The sequence below is a fragment of the Amycolatopsis minnesotensis genome, assembly GCF_039529815.1.
Lineage (GTDB): Bacteria > Actinomycetota > Actinomycetes > Mycobacteriales > Pseudonocardiaceae > Amycolatopsis > Amycolatopsis minnesotensis.
This window is the reverse complement of the sequence record NZ_BAAANN010000051.1, coordinates 1-18282: the sequence shown is the minus strand read 5'-3', so window position 1 is coordinate 18282 and position 18282 is coordinate 1. Positions and strand designations below refer to the sequence as shown.

Sequence of the window (18282 nt, the reverse complement as noted above, 5' to 3'; positions counted from 1 at the left end):
GGCCTGACGAGCACCACTCGGCCGGGTACTCCGATGGCCCGCGCCGCGCGCGGTGTGGCAGGCTCGTCCGGTGCGGGAGAAGGTGTCCACTTCGGAGCGGCAGGCGACGTCGCCCGGTTCCGGCGAGCCCACCCGGCCTCGGCGCGGCGCGCGTTTCGTCCGTGCGGCGTGCGGTTTCGCCGCGTTGTCGGCCGGCCTGTGGGTTTCGCTGCAGTTCGCGGTGATCGCGGCGGAGCTGCCGATCCCGGAGTCCGTGCCGCCATGGGACCGGCTGCGCGACGCCCAGCGACCGCTGGCCACCGCGCTCCTCTACGGGGTGCTGGCCGTCGGCGGGTTCCGGTCGATCATGCGGTGGCGGCCGTGGTCGTGGTGGCTGGCCGGTGCGCTGCCGCTGCCCGTGTGGGGTGCCGGGGCCGTGCTCGGCTGGTTCTGACGCAGCCGATGAGTTTCGGGCGGGGGAGCGGTCTACCCGTCGAAACGACCGAGAGGAGTCCCGGGTGGACCTGTACAGCATCATCCCGGCGAGTGACCGGACGAGGTCACTGGAGTGGTACGGCGTCTTCTTCGGGCGCCCCGCGGACGAGGTCATCGGCGAGGAGCACCTGTGGCAGGTCGGGGCGAACGCGTGGGTCGTCGTCGACGACCGGGAGGTGCGGGCCGCGCGGGTGGGCGGGACCATGATCACGTTCGGGGTGACCGATCTCGACGACATCCTGGCCCGCCTCGCCGCCGGCGGCATCGTCCACGACCCGGTGGAGACCTACGGCAACGGTGTGCGCCACGTCGAGGTGCTCGACCCGGACGGGAACAGCCTGTCGCTCGCCGAGGCGCCTGCCCAGTAGCTCACCCGCGCCGGGAAACCGGTAGAGGCACATCAGGACCGCGCCGGCATCGAGGTGGTTTCCCAGGTGAACCCGTCCGGGTCGGTGCACGGCCCGGCCGGGCCGCCGATCGCGATCCGGTGCGATCCGGTGCCTTCGGGGGCGACACCGGCGTCCTTGGCGAGTGCGCGGCGCCGGTACAGCGCCAGTTTGATCGGGCTCGCCCCGGTGGCGAACTCGACGTACGCGCGGCTGAAGCTTTTCGCCACGGTGAGGCCGCGGTCGACGTAGAACCGCTTGCTCGCGACGACGTCGGCGACGCCGAGCAGGAGCACGACGCTGTCGAACCGCCGGGTGGCCGGGCCGGTGTTCTTCTTCGCCGTGGTCGCGACCTTCCAGATCGTTCCGTCCGGGGCCTGGACGACGCCGCCGTAACCCCACATCGATTTCGTGGCGGGCTTGAGCGCCGTCGCCCCTGCCGCGAGCGCGGAGCCGAGCAGTGCGTCGGCGTCGGCGGGCTGGGCCACCGTGAGGGAGAGGGTGAACCCGCGGAAACCGGTCGCCGGTTCCTGCGAGGCGCGAACGCGCAGCCGGTCGCCCAACTCGAAAGCGCTGGCGTAGAAGCGTTCGGCGGCCGCGGTGTCGGTCGCTTCGAGGGTGATCGCGTCGATTGAGGTCATGGCGATGACGCTAGGCGCGACCCGGTGACCGGCGCTTCTCGATTCCTGACCGGCTTCGGCCGCGCGCGAAGCGGCGGCCCGGATCGCCGAGCTGCCCGCGCCGGAGGCCGCGTGGGCGGAGCCGCGGCGCCGATCGACGGCATGACCGGCGATTTCGTCGAAATTTCATCACCGCTTGTTAGCGTGCGCCGGTAGTTGATCACGCGATACCGGTGTATCGCCCTTGCAGACCATGGAGAACCGATGCGCAAACTCGCCGCAAAGCTGACGCTGGTCGGTGCGACCGCCGCCCTTCTCGGGGGAGCGTTCCTGTCCGCGCCCGCGCAGGCCGACCAGCTCGCCGCGGGGATCCCCGGGCGCTTCATCGCCGACACCGACATCCTGAACGCCCCCGACGGCGGTCTCGTCGGCAAGGGGTGGAACGGCCAGGGGGTCACGATCAACTGCCAGACGCCCGACGGCCACTGGTGGAACCTCAACGCACCCGAGGCCTCGGGCTGGGTGTGGCAGGCGGGTCAGGTGCTGAAGGAGTGGGCAACCCCCGAAGTGCCGGTCTGCTAGCGGAGGTTCGCGCATTGGCCGGTGGCCCTGCCGGTGATGGTGTTCGGCGCTCGCAGGTCGTCGGGTGCCGCGGAGTTGCCGGTGCACGTCACCCGCCCGGTGACGGTGTTGCCCGCGAACACCGTGGCGGACCGGGTGCCGTCGAGCGTGACCGGTCCGGTGACGCTCGATCCGACCACGGTCACGTGATCGGTGCTCCCGGCCAGCCGGACCGGGCCGACGGCGCGGGAGCGGAGCAGCTCGACCGCGGCCGCGCCGTCGGCCGCGAGCGGGCCGTCGATCCGCGAGCCAGTGGCGACCAGTGCCGCACCCGGTAGCACGGTGACCTTGCCGACCACGGTCGCGTCGCGAAGGCAGGTGACGCCGGTGATCGTCATCGGGCCGGCGCGGTTCCCGGTGATCGTCGTGGTGCACGCGGGCGGCGGTGGCAGCAGCGTGGCGGCGAACGCCCCCGCCGCACCGGTGTTGCCCGCGGTGTCGGTGGCGCGGTATTCGACCTCGTGCCGTCCGTAGCCGGGTTTCCTTGTGGTGAAAGGGGAAACCGTGAGGCCGTCGGGGCCGAGGTTGCCGTAGGCCAGTCCGTCGATCTCGGTGCCGCGCGCGGTGAACAGGTACGGCGCCGCCGGGTCGGTCGGCCAGCCGTAGTACTTGTGCCAGCCGTCGCGGTCGACGCGGAATTCGGGCACCGGGCCGCCTCCGCAGTCGTCGGACGCGGCGATCCGCATGGTGAACGGGCCGTTGAACACGTACTCGGGGCCGGTCGGCTTCGCGACGGTCAGCAGCGGCTCGGACAGGGTGGCGGTCGTGGCCGGGCCGGAGGCGTCCACGGTCCAGGTGAGCGTGGTGCCGCCGGTGGTGGCGGCGAGCGTGTGCGTGCCCGGCGGCAGCGCCCGTGCGCCGAGGTCGAAATCGGGACCGGTGCCCGCCGGGACGCCGTCGAGCGCCCAGTCCACCGGCGGGATCGCCCCGGTCGGCTCGCCCGTCTCGACGTAGACGACGTCGGTGGCGCCGACGGGCCGGTCGGTCGGCGTCGACGCGAGCACGGGCGGGCCGCTCGCCGGTGGCGTGGTCACCGCGGTGTCGACCGTCCAGGTGCGGGTCGCCGACGGGCGGGCGGCGGGATCGCGGACGAACGGCGTCGGATCGGTCGCGGTGACGGTCAGCCTGTGCCGCCCCGGTGGCACGTGCGCCTGCCGGAGATCGACGGCGGCACCACCGGGAAGCGGGGCGCCGTCGAGCGTCCAGGCGAGGTCGAGCTGGTGGCTCACCGGATGCGCCGCGCGGGCCCACACGACCCGGTCGGCGCCGATGGTCCCGGCCGGGGTGCCGCCGCTGAGGATCGGCACCTTCGCGGAGACGCGCTGGGTCATGCGTTCGCGGCCGACCTGGTCGAACGCGTACCCGAGGGTTTTCATCATCGAGTGCCTGCTCGGCCGCCACACGCCGGTCCGGGCGTAGAGCCCGCCTTCGGCGCGCCCGATGGTGCCACCGGCTTCGCTCGGTTCGCCGAGCCAGCGCCACCACTTCGCGTGCCGGTCGCGTAGCTGCTGCTCGGTCAGCACGGTGTGGTGGATCGACGCGGGTTCGCCGCCGGTGTACTGACCGCCGGGGACGCCGCGCGCGTAGTAGTCGTACTCGTCGTCGAGGCCGCCGAGCGAGTGGCCGAGCTCGTGCGGGGAAATCAGCGCGGACAAGGCGTTCCCGCCCGACGCCGTCGCGTACGCGCCACCCGCGCCGCCGTAGGTGCCGCTGTTGGCGAGCGCGAGGATCTGCCGGTTCGCCCGCGTCGTGCCGGGCACGAGCTCGGCGTACCGCTGCGCGGCCGCGTCGTCCACGGTGAGCAGCCGCTGCACGCTCGACCGGTCGCAGCCGTTCCAGAACCCCATGTTCAGCGGGGTGTTCCGGCGCGGTGCGTCGAGCCCCGGATCGCAGTCGACGCCGGAATCGGGCGAGGCGATCGAAACCGCGTACACGTTGAAGTAGCTGCGGTAGGACTTGAACGGCTCCACCGACCACATCGTGTTCACGTGCCGCTCGACGTCCGCGAGGAACTTCGGCCGCTCCGCCGCGGTGTACCCGTCGCCGAGCACGACGAGGGTGAAGCGCTGCGCGACCGGCCCGGTCACCTGGACCTCGGTGACGGTGCCGCCGGGTTCCGCGGCACGGGCCGGGACGGCGACCGCGGTGCACAGCAGCACCGCCGCGGCGAACGCGGCCCAACGTGTCCCGCGCGCCATGGCGGCACTCCCTTCCCTGCTGTGCCTCCGGTATACCGCAGCGCTTTCCCGGCCAGTACCCGCCGGAAGTCGGGCCGTGTCCGTCTACAAAGGACTATTCAGTGCGGGGCTTCGCCGCGCCCGTAGCAGGTAGTAGGCCAGCGTGCCCAGGTGCGCGGGCCGAGCGCGGCGACGGCCACCAGCAGGTTGCACACGATCACCACGCCGACCGCGATCAGGATGGCGCCGGGCAGCATCCTCCGATTACGGAGGGTTTGATCGGTACCCCCGAATTGATTATGGCGATCCAGTGGACAATTCCTTGCGCACCACGACGGAATCTTGTTTACCGGGCACGACGGGCGGCTTGTCCGAGATGACTCGAATAATCGCATTATTGCCCTGTGAGAAATCTGGCCCGCTCGGGCACCGCGGGTGGGCGCAAGGGTGGCGGAGTCAATTCCCTCCGGCGATACCGGAAATCACACCCCGGTAGTCCGGTCGGCGTGCGATCGGCACGCTGGGGTCGTTTCGGTAGCGCATCGTTGCCTCGTCCGTCCACTTGCTAGTCCAAACGTGCTCGCCTGGTGTCACGGCAGGTTGCGGACTGGCGCACCTGCGCCCCCCGGTCGGGGAATAAGACATTCGAGTGAGCGGGCCGTAACCCAAAAGTGTTCTTGTGTGGTTTTGCTGCCTTGCTATGTTTGACTCAGCGGAGTCGCCGAATCGGGTAATTCTGACAGCTACCTTTTAGAGGATCTTGTTTTCCCTTGGCCGACTAACGAATGGGTGGATCTTGCCGTGACCGTGACCGAATCGGATGCCACTGCTGCCGGTTCTGCTGGCGATGAAAATCCTCAGTCGAGCTTGGGCAGGGCCGCTGCGCGGAACCTGGCCACTACGACCAAGACCGTTCCGCAGATGCAGGGCATCACGTCCCGCTGGCTGCTGAAGGCGCTCGAGTGGACGCATGTCAGTGGCGGCACCTACCGGGTGAACCGGCGGTTGAGCTACACCGTCGGCGACGGCAGGGTGACCTTCGAAAAGACCGGCGACCAGGTCCGGGTCATCCCGGCCGAGCTGGCGGAACTGTCCCCGCTCAAGGGCTACGAGGACGAGGAGGTCCTGCCGGAGCTGGCCCGCCGGTTCGTGCAGCGGGAGGTCGAGCCGGGTGAGGTGCTCGTCGAGTTCGGGCACCGCGCCGACCAGGTCTTCCTCATCGCGCACGGCAAGATCGGCAAGACCGGGACCGGGCACTACGGTGACGAGACCTCGCTCGGCATGGTGAAGGACGGTGACCACTTCGGCGCGCAGGTGCTGCGCTCCGACGAAGGCATCTGGGAGTTCACCGCGAAGGCCCTCACCGCCGGCACCGTGCTGACCCTGTCCAGGCAGGCGTTCGAGCAGGTGCTGGAGCAGTCCGCATCGCTGCGGGCGCACCTGGAGAGCACCGCGCAGGCGGGCGGGGCGGCCAACGAGTTCGGCGAAGCCGAGATCGACATCGCTTCCGGCCACGACGGGGAGCCCGCCCTGCCCGGCACGTTCGTCGACTACGAGTCCTCGCCCCGCGAGTACGAGCTGAGCGTCGCCCAGACCGTGCTGCGCGTGCACACCCGCGTGTCCGATCTGTACAACCAGCCGATGAACCAGACCGAGCAGCAGTTGCGGCTGACCATCGAGGCGCTGCGCGAGCGGCAAGAGCACGAGATGATCAACAACACCGATTTCGGCCTGCTGCACAACGTCGACTTCACCCAGCGCATCCCGACCCGCACCGGCCCGCCGACCCCCGACGACTTCGACGAGCTGCTTTCCTTGGTGTGGAAGGAACCGAGCTTCTTCCTCGCGCACCCGCGCACCATCGCCGCGTTCAGCCGCGAGTGCAGCAAGGCAGGCATCTACCCGACCGGGGTCGACATCGGCGGCCACAAGGTGCCCGCGTGGCGCGGCGTGCCGGTCTACCCGTGCAACAAGATCCCGGTCAGCACCACGGGCACCAGCTCCGTGCTGCTGATGCGGACCGGTACGCAGAACCAGGGCGTGGTCGGCCTGCACCAGATCGGGCTGCCGGACGAGTACGAACCCGGCCTGAACGTCCGGTTCATGGGCATCTCCGGGCAGGCGATCATTTCCTACCTCGTCAGCGCGTACTACTCCGTCGCCCCACTGGTTTCCGACTCTCTCGCCGTGCTCGAAGCGGCCGAGATCGGCCGCGAGAACTAACGCGAGACGACGGAGGGGACTGCCATGACCACGACCGAACCGGACGTCGAGCGCCAGCTCAGCCTCGGCACCAGCGCCGCGCGGCAACTGGCGACGACGACCAAGACGCCGCCGCAGATGCAGGGCATCACCCCGCGCTGGCTGCTGAGCATGCTGCCCTGGGTGGAGGCCACCGGTGGCAGCTACCGCGTCAACCGGCGGCTCACCTACACCATCGGCGACGGCAGGGTGAGCTTCACCAACGTCGGCGCCGACGTCAGGGTCGTCCCGCAGGAACTGGCGGAACTGGCCCTGCTGCGCGGTTTCGACGACGAAGACACGCTCACCGCGCTCGCCGACCGGTTCGTGCAGCGCGAGTACTCGCCCGGCTCGGTGATCGTCGAACGCGGCACCCCGCTCGACCAGGTCGTGCTGGTCGCGCACGGCAAGGTCGTCAAGGTGGCGCCAGGCGAATACGGCGACGAGATCACGCTGGGCAGCATGGCCGACGGGGACCACTTCGGCGACGAGATGCTCAGCGGGATCAGCCGGAACTGGCCGTTCACGGTACGGGCCACCACCCCGGTCATCGCGCTGACGCTGCGGAGCGAGGACTTCGCCGATCTCAACGGCCGGTCGGAGCTGATGCGCACGCACGTCCACGACATGCTGGCGCTCGGCGAAAAACCGCAGAACGCCAAGGGCGAGTCCGAGATCGGCATGTCCTCCGGGCACGACGGGGAGTTCCTGCTCCCCGGCACTTTCGCCGACTACGAGACCTCGCCGCGGGAGTACGAGCTCGCCGTCGCGCAGACCCTGCTGCGCGTGCACACCAGGGTCACCGATCTCTACAACGACCCGATGAACCAGCTCGACGAGCAGATCCGGCTCACCGTGCAAGCGCTGCGGGAGCGGCAGGAACACGACATGATCAACAACCGCGAGTTCGGGCTGCTGCACAACGCGGGCCTGAAGTCGCGGATCCAGACCAGGTCGGGCCCGCCAACCCCGGACGACATGGACGAACTGGTCAGCCGCCGCCGCAAGACCAGGTTCTTCCTGGCCCACCCCCGCACGATCGCCGCGTTCGGGCGGGAGTGCACGCGGCGCGGGATCTATCCCGAAGGGACGGTCGTCGACGGCAAGGCCGTTTCGGCGTGGCGCGGGGTTCCGCTGCTGCCGTGCGACAAGATCCCGGTCACCGAGGCGGGCACCTCGTCGATCCTCGCGATGCGAACGGGCGTGGACGACCACGGCGTGATCGGGCTGTACCAGACGAAGCTGCCCGACGAGTACGAGCCCGGCCTGAACGTCCGGTTCGACGGGATCGACGACAAGGCCATCTCGTCCTATCTGGTCAGTGCCTACTACTCGGTCGCGGTGCTGGTGCCGGATGCGCTCGGCGTACTGGAGAACGTCGAGATCACCCGCTGACCCGCTCGCACCCGGCCATTTTGATCCACGGAAAGGAACCACACTCGTGACCATTGCCCGCACCGCCCCCGCCGCTGGCGTTCTGCGCACCGCGTACCAGCAGTCCGTCGCGTCGTACTGGAACAACGAGAAGGACCCGGTCAACCTGCGCCTCGGCGACGTCGACGGGCTCTACCACCACCACTACGGGATCGGCGAGGTCGACCTGTCCGTGCTGGAAGGGCCCGAAGCCACCCGCGACGAGCGGATCATCGCCGAGATGCACCGGCTCGAGACGGCGCAGGCGGAGGTTCTGCTCGACGCGCTCGGCGACGTCGGTCCCGGCGACCGGTTGCTGGACGCCGGATGCGGGCGCGGCGGCAGCAGCATCATGGCCAACCTGCGGTTCGGCTGTGCGGTCGACGGAGTGTCCATTTCGGAGAAGCAGGTGGACTTCGCGAACGAGCAGGCCCGGCTGCGGGGCGTGGACGACCAGGTGCGCTACCACTTCCGGAACATGCTGGACACCGGCTTCGAAACGGGTTCGCGCCGGGGCATCTGGAACAACGAGAGCACCATGTACGTGGACCTGTTCGAGCTGTTCGCCGAGCACGCCAGGCAGCTCGAATTCGGCGGCCGCTACGTCACCATCACCGGGTGCTACAACGACGTGACCGGTGGCCGGTCGAAGGCCGTCGCCCAGATCGACCAGCACTACACCTGCAACATCCACCCGCGCAGCGCGTACTTCAAGGCGATGACGGCCAACAACCTCGTGCCGATCTCGGTCGTCGACCTCACCGCGCAGACGATCCCGTACTGGGAGCTGCGCGCGAAGTCCTCGGTGGCGACCGGGATCGAGGGCCCGTTCCTCACCGCGTACCGCGAAGGCAGTTTCCACTACCTGCTCATCGCGGCCGACCGCATCTGAGCCCGCGCGGGCCGAGGACCACAGGAGTGAAGCGATGACGGACTCGCGCAGCGCGCTGTCCACCCTGCTCGCCGGTCCGACCGGGCTGGGCACCTCGGCCGCGCGGTTCGTGGCCGAGGTCGCCGCGGCGCGCCTTCCCGAACCGGAGGCGCCCGCGGCGGAGCCGGAGACGCCCGCGGTGGAACCGGTGCACGATCCCGCGTACGCCTACCGGCCGTGGGGCGACGGATCGGCGCCGCCGCTGTACTGCCCGGTCACCGAACGGATCGACGACGTGCTCGCCGAGGAGGTCAACCAGCGGCTGGTTTCCTGGGCGGCCGACTGCGGGTTCTCCGACGAGGAATGCGAGCAGATCGGGAAAACCGGTTTCGCGCGGCTGGTCATGCTCGCCCACCCCGACTGCGACGACCCGGACCGGCTGCTGATCTCGGCGAAGCTGAACGCGGCGTGGTGGGCGGCCGACGACCTCTACGCCGACGACACCGCGCTCGGCGCCGTCCCCGCCGAGCTGCCACCACGCCTGGCACTGGCCATGGCCGCGATGGACCCGTTGCCGCCGCTGGGCGAGTTCTCGCGCGAACTCGACGAGACGCTCGCGGGCGATCGCGTCCTCATCGCACTGCGGACGGGCACGGATTACCTGCGGCAGTACGGAACTCCCGCGCAGTCGCAGCGCGTCTGCTACTCGACCTTCACCATGTTCGTGAGCTGGAACGCTTACGCCGCATGGAACCACTCCGGGAAGTACCCGCCGGCGTGGGAGTACATCGCGGCGCGCCAGCACGACAGCTTCTACACCTCGATGACGCTGATCGATGTGCTCGGCGGGTACGAACTGCCCGCGAACCTCTACTACGACGCCCGTGTCCGGCAGGCCGCCATCCAGGCAGGGACGGCGTCCGTGCTGGTCAACGACCTCCATTCGGTGACGAAGGACCTCGCGGACGAGAACCCGCCGTGCAACATGGTCCTGCAGGTCGCCGCCGACCGGGGCTGCTCGGTCGAGGAGGCGACCGAGACCACCGTCGAACTGCACAACGACGTGGTGCGGGACTTCCAGGAAGCCCACGAAAGCCTGCTCCCCGTCGCTTCGCCGGAGCTGCAGCGCTTCCTGCGTGGGTTGCGGTCCTGGATGGGCGGCGGTTTCGAATGGCACTCCACGAGCCCGCGCTACCGGACCGACCCCGCCGCGGCCGAAGCGCACTGAGCGGCTCGGCTCGTGCAATTCCGTCGAGCACGTGGATGACCGAGCGTAATTGCGGGGATAGCGGTACCGCGCCGTCGCGCCGGGGGTGGACGAACCCGGTCGCGCACGCGGTCGACCACCGTTTTTCGATGGTGGCGAAACAGTTCCAGGTGGTACCGGAGGAGTTTCCAGCCCGTGCCGGGGTGGCACGGGCTGGAAATCGACGGCTTCGGCCGGTGCGGGAAGCACCTGAATGGACCTTTCGCCCGGGTCTTGGCTGCCGACATCGTGGAGATCGTCATGTTCGAAATTCACGGACCGCCTTCGGGTGGATAGAGGGGTGCACGATGGGCGACTTCACCATCTACAACGTGTCCGGCCATTTCACGGCGGAGCGGCTCTCCGCGCGTGAGCAGGACCTCATCGCGGACATCTGCGAGGCCGGGAACGAAGAATCGCACCAGAACGAGCGCGTACTGGCCGAGGCGAAGAGCTAGGTAGCCGCGGACCGTGGAAACCGACGCCCGGCACGCAACCGTGAACGCTTCCCCCGTGACCCGTGAAGAGCGGCCCGTTGTCCAGGCCGGTGAGCGCGGCCTGCCGTTCGCGATCGCCGTCGAACGAGGTCTCGCGGCGTTGGCCGAACTGGGGATCGACGCCGAACTGCACGATCTCGGGGGTGAGCCGGGTGCGTGCCGGTGCGTCGTCTCCCGCGACGGCCGCTGGCTGGCCAACGGCTGTGGCAAGGGAAACCGGGACGCGGCACGAGCCGGAGCCGTGTTCGAAGCGTTGGAGCACCACCTTTCCGGGCGCACGAGCGTGCGGGCGGAGACCGTGGAGCTGTGCTCCGCGCACGAGGTCGCGGCGGGCGCGCTGCGCGGTGACAGCGTGGCGAGCGCGCTGGCCGACGCCGACGACGGGCCGATGGGATGCCGCCGCTACCGCAGCCTCACCGATGGCAGCACCGTCCCGGTGCCCGTTTTCCTGTCCTGCATCGACTACCCGACCGAGGAGTGCGAGGAGCTCCGCCGCGAACTCGGCGACACCTACGACTACACCACCGCGGTGCGGTACTCGGTCAACAGCGGCTGCGCCAGCGGCGCGTCGGTCACCGAGGCCACCGTGCACGCGCTCAACGAGATCATCGAGCGCGATGCCTGGTCGATGATGCTGGTCGACGTCTTCCTCGCGCGGCGGCCCCGGTTCGGCGTGCTCGACCCGGCCTCGTTGCCGGACGATCTGGCGGGCCTGCTGCGCTACGCCGAGGAACTGGCCGGCGATCAGGTCGCGCTGATCGACATGACGACCGATCTCGGCGTGCCGAGCGTGATGGCCTACCTCGCGCCCGAACCCGGCGAGGCCGCGGTGTACTTCGGTTGCGGCACCTCGCTTTCCCGGCGGCATGCGGCACTGCGCGCGCTGACCGAGCTGCTCCAGGTCAAGGCGCTCGAAACCGAGCTCGGCGCGCCGACGCACGACCGGGACCACCTGCGGTCGTACCCGCCGTTCTCCGCGGCGAGCCACATGGACCTGAGCGAGGCGCTGCGGCAGGCGCCCCGCGTCGCCTACGCCGACACCCCGGCCCCGGAGACCCCGGCCGAACACCTCGACCTGCTCCGGCAGGCACTGGCCGCGCGGGACTTCCACGGATACGTGCACGAGCTGCACGTCGCGGGCAACGGCGCCGCGGTGATCAGCGCGCTGGTGCCCGGTCTGGAGCGGTTCATGATCGTGCACCTCGGCAGCCTCGTCGTGCCCGGACCGCGGGGGATGGCGGCACTGCGCTCCGGGGCGTCATGACCGAGGTTTCTTCTCCCGCACCGGCGCTGCCCACGACGAGGGGGCGGTGCCCGTTCGACCCGCCGCCCGAGCTCGGGCGCCTTCGCGAGGAGGAGCCGATCAGCCGACTGTCCTATCCGGACGGACTGCTCGGCTGGCTGGTGACCGAGCACGCGACGGCCCGCGCCGTGCTCACCGACGCGCGCTTCAGCGCCCGGCAGGACCTGCGCTACTCCCCGGTGCGCGCGCGGCCGATGCCGGTCATCCCGCCCGCCACGCCGGGGATCTTCCTCGGCATGGACCCGCCGGAGCACACCGGTTACCGGCGCGCGCTGGCGAAGCTGTTCTCCCCGCAGCGCATCGAGCAGCTCACGCCGATGATCGAACGCGTCGCCGGCGAGCACCTGGAAGCGTTGCGGCGGCACGGCCCGCCCGCGGACCTGGTGGCCGAGTTCGCGACGCCGGTTCCGGTGGTGGTGTCCGGCACCCTGCTCGGCATGCCGTCCGCGGTCATGCCGCGGCTGCACGAGGCGGCCGTGCTCCGGGACGACTTCCGGTTGTCGGAGGACGAACGGGCGGTGGCCTCCGAGAAGGTCTACGAGTGCGCGCGGGAGCTGGTCCGCGCCGAGCACACCGGGGGCATCGTCGCCAGCCTGCTCGCCGACGGCCTGACCCGAACCGAGGCGACCCTCATCGCCTACCTGCTGCTCATCACCGGGCAGGAGCCGATGGCGAACATGCTGGCCTACGGCGTCTACGCGCTGCTGTGCCATCCGGCGCAGTGGGCCGCGCTGCGGGCGGACCCGGCGCTGGTCGATGGCGCCGTGGACGAGCTGCTGCGCTACCTCACGGTGGCCCAGCACGGGACCGTGCGCACCGCGCTGACCGACGTCGAACTCGACGGCCACCTGATCAAGGCGGGGGAGCCGGTCACCGTCTCGCTGGCGGCCGCGAACCGGGACCCGGCGTGGTACCCCGACCCGGACACGCTGGACATCACCCGCCGGCCGCGGGGGCACCTTGCCTTCGGGCACGGGGTGCACCACTGCCTCGGGTACCAGCTCGCCAGGGTGCAGCTGCGCGTGTGCTACCGGGCGCTGGTGGCAGCCTTCCCGACGCTGCGCCTCGCGGTGGCTCCGGAGGACGTGCCGATGCGCGACGACCGCGACGCCTACGGCGTGTACGAACTTCCCGTCACTTGGTGAGCGCTGTCGAATCGGGGCCGTCCCGTTCGACGCAGGGGTATGACTGAGACAACGAACGACCCGATCTCGACCACCAACCTCGACCGGCACGGATCCGCTGAGCTGCCGTGGAGCCGTCCTCGCGACCTCCTCGCGGGTGATACGCCCACGTCCGACCTGACCTTCTTCGTCGCGACCGCGCGGCCCGACGGGCGGCCGCACACCGCGGGCGTCGGGGCCATCTGGGTGCAGGACGCGCTGTACTTCCAGAGCGGGCCGGGCACCCGCAAGTCGCGCAATCTGGCGGCGAACCCGGCGTGCAGCGTGTCCGTGCGGCTGCGGGGCATCGACCTGGTGCTGGAGGGCGAGGCAGGCCGGGTCACCGATCCGTCCACTTTGGAACGTGTGGTGGCCGTCTTCCGCGAAGGAGGCTGGCCCGCGTCGGTGACCGGCGACGCGCTCACCGCCCCGTTCAACGCGCCGAGCGCGGGTCCCCCGCCGTGGTACCTGTACCGCCTCGCGTTGCACACCGCGATCGGCGTGGCCTGCGCCGAACCGTACGGCGCCACCCGATGGGACTTCACCCGCTGAGCGGTTCGTTCAAGACGCGGGGCGGCGGTGCCGTCGGCGCCACGACCATCGCCGCCGCGCGGGGCTGTCGGTCACCGGGCCCCGGTAGCACGCGTAGCCCTCGCGGATCACGAATCGCGGCACCGGATCGTTGTCGCTTACGCGTTGGGCCGCACGGTGGTTCCGGCGCCGCGGCGGCGGGTGACGAGTTCGGCCGCCTTGTCGGTGCGGTGCGGGCGCATCCCGTCGACCACCATGCCCGCGTCGGCGATCATGTCCAGGTCCGCCTGGCCCGGCTGGCCCTCGCTGGTGAGGTAGTCGCCGAGGAAGATCGAGTTGGCGATGTGCAGGCCGAGCGACTGCATGCTGCGCAGGTGCAGTTCGCGGCCGGCCGCGATGCGGACCTCGCTGCGCGGGTTGACCAGCCGCACCATGGCCAGGACGCGGAGGCAGTCGTGCGCGGTGAGCTGGTTCGTGCCCTTCAGTGGGGTGCCGTCGAAGGGGAGCAGGAAGTTGACCGGGATCGAATCGGCGGCGAGGTCGCGCAGGTCGAAGGCGAGGTCGACGAGCTGTTCGTGCGTCTCGCCCATGCCCGCGATGAAGCCGGAGCACGGGGAAAGCCCTGAGCCCCTTGCCTTGCCGACGGTGTCGACGCGGTCGTCGTAGGTGTGCGTGGTGCAGATCTGGGCGTAGTGCGACCGCGCGGTGTTGAGGTTGTGGTTGTAGGCGTCCACTCCGGACTCCGCGAGCGAATTCGCCTGGCCGTCCTTGAGGAATCCCGCGCAGGCGCAGATCTCCACGTCGGGGTGCGCGGTCTTGATCGCGCGGGTGATGTCGGCGATCTTGCCGACTTCGCGGTTGCTCGGCCCGGTGCCGCTGGCCACCAGGCACACGCGGGCCGCGCCCGCGGCGATCCCGGCCTTGGCGGTGGCCACCGCCTCGTCCACCGGCAGCCACGAGTACTTCAGGATGTCCGCGCCGGAGCCGAGCCGCTGCGAGCAGTAGAAGCAGTCCTCTGGGCACAGGCCGCTCTTGAGGTTCACCAGGAAGTTGACGCGCACGCGGTTGCCGAAGAACGCGAACCGGGGCTTGCTGGCGGCCGCGACGACGTCGAGGATCTCCTCGTCCGGGGTCGCGAGCACCGCAAGCGCTTCCGAGCGGAGGATGGACTCACCCGTGCTCGCCCGTTTTCCCAGTTCAGCGATCTGCATCCGACTGCCTTTCCTGAATGGTGTTCACCTGAATGGTGTTCAGGATAGCTGGCACGCGGGAGCCGGTCCATCGCGGTGACCGCCTACGCTGTGCCGGTGGTGAACAGTCGAGACGACGTGCTGAGGACGGCGCTGACGATCCTGCGCCAGTACGGACTGGCCGACCTGTCGATGCGGCGGGTCGCCACGGAGCTGGACGTGCGGCCGAGCGCGCTCTACTGGCACTTCACGAACAAGCAGGCACTGCTCACCGCGATGGCCGACACCGTGCTGAGCGGTGTGCTGCCGCGCTCGGACCGGATGCGCTGGGACCGGCAGCTCGAACGGCTGGCACTGGACCTACGCGCGGCGCTGCTCGCGGTGACCGACGGCGCCGAGCTCGTCTCGATCAGCCAGGCCAGCGGCCTGTCCTCGGCCGCGATCGGGGACCACTTCGTGGCGGCGGCGCGGCGCGGCGGCCTGTCCGCGCGCGATGCCACCGCCGTGCGGACCGCGGTCTGGCAGCTCGTCATCGGGCTGACCATCGAAGAGCAGACCAGGGCGCAGATGGCCGGGATCGGCGCGCTGCCACCGTCGGACCGCGAGTTCGACCGCGAGTTCGCCGACGGCCTGGCGCTCATCCTGGACGGCGCGCGCCACCGGCTACCCGCGAGCTGACCGCGTTTCCTGCAGTTCACGGGAGGGCTCGGGGCCTGCCAAGCGGAACGGCTGCGACCGGTGCGCGGCGAACGCGGCCACGGCGAGGATCAGCAGCCCGCCGAGGTAGCCGAGAACCAGCTCGCCCGCCTCGCCGCCGAGCGGGGGAAGCAGCACCGCGAACACCCCGACGAGTCCGATGAGGACGGTGCGGGCCCGGCAGGCGGGAAGGCAGACGGCGAGGGGGACCACGGCCCACAACAGGTACCACGGTTGCACGACCGGTCCGAACACGACGACCACGGCGAACATCAGGCCGAGGGCCTGGAGATCGCCGATGCGGCCGCGAAGCTGCCGGTGGATCAGGACGGCGAGGCCGCAGACGATCACCGCGTAGCCGATGATCCGGCCAGCCCCGATCGTCGGCTGCGTGAGGTGCAGCCCGAACAGGGAACCGATCCCGCCGCCGAGGAAACCGAGCCAGTTGGTCGGTGCCATCCAGCTGTTGAGCTGGCTGGACGTGCCCAGCGTGCCGAGCCAGCCGAACCCGAGGCCCGTGATCGCCGAGACGACGGCCGAAACGACCGCGACCGCGGCCACCATCGCGCCACCGGCGAGCACGAGATGCCACAGCCTGCCGCCCATGCGCCGCGCCAGCGCCGTGCCGACGACCGCCAGCGCCACCACGGCAGGCACCTTGACATCCGCGCCGAGCGCGATCACCACCACGCCGAGCGAGAGGCGCCACCACTGCACCGTTTCGTCCACTGCGGACAGTGCGATGGCGGTACCGGCCGCCATGAGCCCGAGCATGAGCGCGTCGTTGTGCACCCCGGCCACGAAATGCCACAGCACCAACGGGTTCAGCACGCCGAGCCACAACGGCACCCCGGCGGAAACACCCGCGCGGGCCGCCAGTCGCGGCACCGCCCACAGCAGCAGCGCCACCCCGGCGAGCGCGATGAGCCGGTGGAGCAGGATCGCCGCGGCCTGCTGCTCTCCCGCGAGCTGCGCGATCAGCCGCTGGATTCCGCTGAACAAGGGTCCGTAGGGCGACGGGGCGTCGCGCCAGTACCCGCTCACGCTCTGCGTCAGCTTCGCCGCCGCGCCGAGGCCTTCGTTCGGGCCGACGGCATAGGGGTCCAGCCCGCGCGCGGCGATTTCGCCCTGCGCCAGGTAGCTGTGCGCGTCTCCGCTGAACAGCGGCGGCACGACCAGCAGCGGCGCGGCCCAGAGCAGGAACGTCGACCGCAGCGCGCGAGGGCCGGGTGCGATGTCGCCGCTCGCGAGCACGAGCCTGCCGAGCAGCGCCCACGCCAGGACCACGAGGCCCATCCCGCCGACGCCGACGGCGAGCGGGAGCGCGGCGGAGCCGGTGAACCAGCGGGGGGTGCCCAGCGATCCTGCCACCGTCGCCGTCGCGAGCAGCGCGCTTCCGCAGAAGCCGAGCCAGCGCGGCTGATCCCCTCGACGCATTGGCGGAGGTTAACAGTCCGGGTACCGGACAGTCCTGTTAGGAGCAATGGTAAGGACTTCAGGGCAGGAAGTCGTGGCGTTCGTCTCTTGAACTCCACAGTGGACATTCAGGTACCGATATGCACGCGCTCGCTGTCGCCGTCGGAAAGGAACGCCGCCAGTTCCTGCCCCTGGTCCGCTACGGCGTCGCGGTCGGCCCGGGAGAAGCGGTGCAACGGTGTGACGTGCACGGTGTCGTCGTCGACGGTCCAGGTCGCGGCGACGCGGCCGTCGACGAGGACGACGCGGGCACCCGCCACGGAGAGGCCGCGGTGGGCGTCGTCGATGATCCGGCCGCGGTCGTGGTAGCCCAGGATCGCGTTGTCGAACGCGGGCAGGAACCGCACCGGCGCGGGAGTGCCGGGATCGGGGCGCGGCGCGTCGGGGAGGTCCAGCAGCTCGCGCCCGCGTTCATCGCGGAAGGTGATCAGCTCGTCACGGATCGCCGATATCGCGGCCGGGAGCCCGGCGAGTCCGCACCAGGCGCGCAGATCGGCCGAGGCCGCGGGGCCGAACGCGGCCAGGTACCGCCGAACCAAAGCCTGGCCCGCGGGGTCCGATTCGTCCGGGCTGAGCGGGTCGATCTCGCGACCGAGCCAGGTGGCGAGCGGGACGTAGCGCGCGCCGCCCTTCGCACGCCAGAGCCCGCGCGGCGGTAGCTGCACCACCGGGACCAGCGCGGCGACCAGCATTTCGCCCAGTGCCCGATTTCCCGGCTCGGGCCAGCGCTCGGCGACCGCTCGCGCTAGTTCGGTCATCGAGCGCGCCTCGCCGTCGGACAGCACCGCCCTGCCCGCCGTGGCCAGTTCCGTCAGGTCGACTCCGTCCAGTTCGCCGCGGTAGACCCCGAGCACGCGCTGGCGCAGCATCGCGCCGTGCCGTGCGCGCCAGGCGAGTGCGTCGTCGGCGGTGACGAGGTGGACGGTGCGGCGCATCAAGTGGGTCCGCACCACGCTCCGCCCGGTGAGCAGGTCCGACAGTTCCGCCGGGGTGAACGCGTGCAGTCGCGACCACAGCCCGGTGAACGGTTCCTGCGGCTCCTGCGCTTGCATCCCGCACAGGTGCTTGATGGCGTCTTGGGTGGGTAGGGTGGCGCGCTCTAGCAGTAGTTGCCTTGCCAGTGTTGCGCGGTTGAGTGCTCTGGTTTCGATCTTCGTGTGTGGCATTGGCGCATTTTTGCAGTAATAGGGGTCAGGGTGTGTCCTTTTTTGGGGTGTTCGCGTGATTGGGCGGCGCTCGCTTGGTTGGGCGGCGCTCGCGTGTTTGGTGGGCGCGGTGCGGGTTTCAAGCGCGCCTGCGGCGCGCCGTGGGGAACTGTCGCCTCGCGGTGCGGGTCGCGTCGTTGGTCACCAGGCGACAGTTCCCCACGGAACGGAT

General features: G+C 70.4%; 18 protein-coding genes. 12 read left to right on the top strand and 6 right to left on the bottom strand.

Features of this window, described 5'->3' with window-relative positions; translation table 11 throughout:
- Positions 1–70: 70 nt before the first annotated feature.
- Positions 71–433: a hypothetical protein gene (locus tag ABD256_RS39480; protein WP_344430686.1), complete on the top strand. Its 363-nt coding sequence runs from the start codon at positions 71–73 to the stop codon at positions 431–433.
- A 64-nt stretch (positions 434–497) separates the two neighbouring features.
- The gene (locus tag ABD256_RS39475; RefSeq protein WP_344430685.1) at positions 498–842 is read left to right on the top strand and encodes a VOC family protein; all 345 of its coding nucleotides are present in this window, start codon (positions 498–500) and stop codon (positions 840–842) included.
- Between the two features lie 32 nt (positions 843–874).
- Here the strand turns inward: ABD256_RS39475 and ABD256_RS39470 are convergent, their stop codons facing one another.
- Positions 875–1501, bottom strand: a complete 627-nt coding sequence (locus ABD256_RS39470; RefSeq protein ID WP_344430683.1) for a glyoxalase — start codon at positions 1499–1501, stop codon at positions 875–877.
- 243 nt (positions 1502–1744) lie between these two features.
- Here ABD256_RS39470 and ABD256_RS39465 point away from each other — a divergent pair, with 243 nt between their 5' ends.
- Positions 1745–2062, top strand: coding sequence for an SH3 domain-containing protein (locus ABD256_RS39465; RefSeq protein WP_344430681.1), 318 nt, complete (start codon positions 1745–1747; stop codon positions 2060–2062).
- Here the strand turns inward: ABD256_RS39465 and ABD256_RS39460 are convergent.
- Positions 2059–4299, bottom strand: coding sequence for a M64 family metallopeptidase (locus tag ABD256_RS39460; RefSeq protein ID WP_344430679.1), 2241 nt, complete (start codon positions 4297–4299; stop codon positions 2059–2061). The genes ABD256_RS39465 and ABD256_RS39460 overlap by 4 nt on opposite strands.
- Before the next feature lie 98 nt (positions 4300–4397).
- A complete protein-coding gene (locus tag ABD256_RS39455) occupies positions 4398–4535 on the bottom strand; it encodes a hypothetical protein (protein ID WP_344430676.1) in 138 nt (45 codons plus the stop codon).
- Between the two features lie 544 nt (positions 4536–5079).
- On the opposite strand from ABD256_RS39455, the gene ABD256_RS39450 reads away from it, so the two are divergent.
- From ABD256_RS39450 to ABD256_RS39415, 8 genes are all read left to right on the top strand, one after another.
- Entirely contained in the window at positions 5080–6501 is a 1422-nt protein-coding gene (locus tag ABD256_RS39450) for a family 2B encapsulin nanocompartment shell protein (RefSeq protein WP_344430674.1), read from the top strand.
- A 24-nt stretch (positions 6502–6525) separates the two neighbouring features.
- Positions 6526–7914, top strand: a complete 1389-nt coding sequence (locus ABD256_RS39445; RefSeq protein ID WP_344430672.1) for a family 2B encapsulin nanocompartment shell protein — start codon at positions 6526–6528, stop codon at positions 7912–7914.
- A gap of 46 nt (positions 7915–7960) precedes the next feature.
- Positions 7961–8824, top strand: coding sequence for a geranyl diphosphate 2-C-methyltransferase (locus ABD256_RS39440; RefSeq protein WP_344430670.1), 864 nt, complete (start codon positions 7961–7963; stop codon positions 8822–8824).
- A 34-nt stretch (positions 8825–8858) separates the two neighbouring features.
- The gene (locus tag ABD256_RS39435) at positions 8859–10031 is read left to right on the top strand and encodes a family 2 encapsulin nanocompartment cargo protein terpene cyclase (RefSeq protein WP_344430668.1); all 1173 of its coding nucleotides are present in this window, start codon (positions 8859–8861) and stop codon (positions 10029–10031) included.
- Between the two features lie 326 nt (positions 10032–10357).
- Positions 10358–10507, top strand: coding sequence for a hypothetical protein (locus ABD256_RS39430; protein ID WP_344430666.1), 150 nt, complete (start codon positions 10358–10360; stop codon positions 10505–10507).
- A 55-nt stretch (positions 10508–10562) separates the two neighbouring features.
- Positions 10563–11810, top strand: coding sequence for a YcaO-like family protein (locus ABD256_RS39425; protein ID WP_344430664.1), 1248 nt, complete (start codon positions 10563–10565; stop codon positions 11808–11810).
- Positions 11807–12994: a cytochrome P450 gene (locus tag ABD256_RS39420; protein WP_344430662.1), complete on the top strand. Its 1188-nt coding sequence runs from the start codon at positions 11807–11809 to the stop codon at positions 12992–12994. Before ABD256_RS39425 ends, ABD256_RS39420 begins: the two co-directional genes overlap by 4 nt.
- A 39-nt stretch (positions 12995–13033) precedes the next feature.
- Positions 13034–13564 carry a pyridoxamine 5'-phosphate oxidase family protein gene (locus tag ABD256_RS39415; RefSeq protein WP_344430660.1) on the top strand — a complete coding sequence of 177 codons (531 nt, stop codon included), beginning with the start codon at positions 13034–13036 and terminating at the stop codon, positions 13562–13564.
- A 137-nt stretch (positions 13565–13701) separates the two neighbouring features.
- Here ABD256_RS39415 and bioB read toward each other — a convergent pair whose 3' ends face one another.
- Positions 13702–14754 carry a biotin synthase BioB gene (gene bioB, locus ABD256_RS39410; protein ID WP_344430658.1) on the bottom strand — a complete coding sequence of 351 codons (1053 nt, stop codon included), beginning with the start codon at positions 14752–14754 and terminating at the stop codon, positions 13702–13704.
- Between the two features lie 96 nt (positions 14755–14850).
- Between bioB and ABD256_RS39405 the strand changes: the two genes are divergently transcribed.
- Complete coding sequence (locus ABD256_RS39405; protein ID WP_344430656.1) at positions 14851–15411, top strand: TetR/AcrR family transcriptional regulator; 561 nt, start codon at positions 14851–14853, stop codon at positions 15409–15411.
- Here the strand turns inward: ABD256_RS39405 and mptB are convergent.
- Positions 15397–16866, bottom strand: coding sequence for a polyprenol phosphomannose-dependent alpha 1,6 mannosyltransferase MptB (gene mptB, locus ABD256_RS39400; protein ID WP_344430654.1), 1470 nt, complete (start codon positions 16864–16866; stop codon positions 15397–15399). The genes ABD256_RS39405 and mptB overlap by 15 nt on opposite strands.
- A gap of 107 nt (positions 16867–16973) precedes the next feature.
- Positions 16974–18071 (bottom strand): winged helix DNA-binding domain-containing protein, encoded by a 1098-nt coding sequence (locus tag ABD256_RS39395; protein ID WP_344430652.1) that lies wholly within the window; start codon positions 18069–18071, stop codon positions 16974–16976.
- Between the last annotated feature and the right edge of the window lie 211 nt (positions 18072–18282).

Coding starts and splice junctions, on each gene's coding strand:
- ABD256_RS39470 (WP_344430683.1), bottom strand. CDS start 1,501: ATGACCTCAATCGACGCGATCACCCTCGAAGCGACCGACACCGCGGCC.
- ABD256_RS39465 (WP_344430681.1), top strand. CDS start 1,745: ATGCGCAAACTCGCCGCAAAGCTGACGCTGGTCGGTGCGACCGCCGCC.
- ABD256_RS39460 (WP_344430679.1), bottom strand. CDS start 4,299: ATGGCGCGCGGGACACGTTGGGCCGCGTTCGCCGCGGCGGTGCTGCTG.
- ABD256_RS39455 (WP_344430676.1), bottom strand. CDS start 4,535: ATGCTGCCCGGCGCCATCCTGATCGCGGTCGGCGTGGTGATCGTGTGC.
- ABD256_RS39445 (WP_344430672.1), top strand. CDS start 6,526: ATGACCACGACCGAACCGGACGTCGAGCGCCAGCTCAGCCTCGGCACC.
- ABD256_RS39435 (WP_344430668.1), top strand. CDS start 8,859: ATGACGGACTCGCGCAGCGCGCTGTCCACCCTGCTCGCCGGTCCGACC.
- ABD256_RS39430 (WP_344430666.1), top strand. CDS start 10,358: ATGGGCGACTTCACCATCTACAACGTGTCCGGCCATTTCACGGCGGAG.
- ABD256_RS39420 (WP_344430662.1), top strand. CDS start 11,807: ATGACCGAGGTTTCTTCTCCCGCACCGGCGCTGCCCACGACGAGGGGG.
- ABD256_RS39415 (WP_344430660.1), top strand. CDS start 13,034: ATGACTGAGACAACGAACGACCCGATCTCGACCACCAACCTCGACCGG.
- bioB (WP_344430658.1), bottom strand. CDS start 14,754: ATGCAGATCGCTGAACTGGGAAAACGGGCGAGCACGGGTGAGTCCATC.
- mptB (WP_344430654.1), bottom strand. CDS start 16,866: ATGCGTCGAGGGGATCAGCCGCGCTGGCTCGGCTTCTGCGGAAGCGCG.
- ABD256_RS39395 (WP_344430652.1), bottom strand. CDS start 18,071: ATGCCACACACGAAGATCGAAACCAGAGCACTCAACCGCGCAACACTG.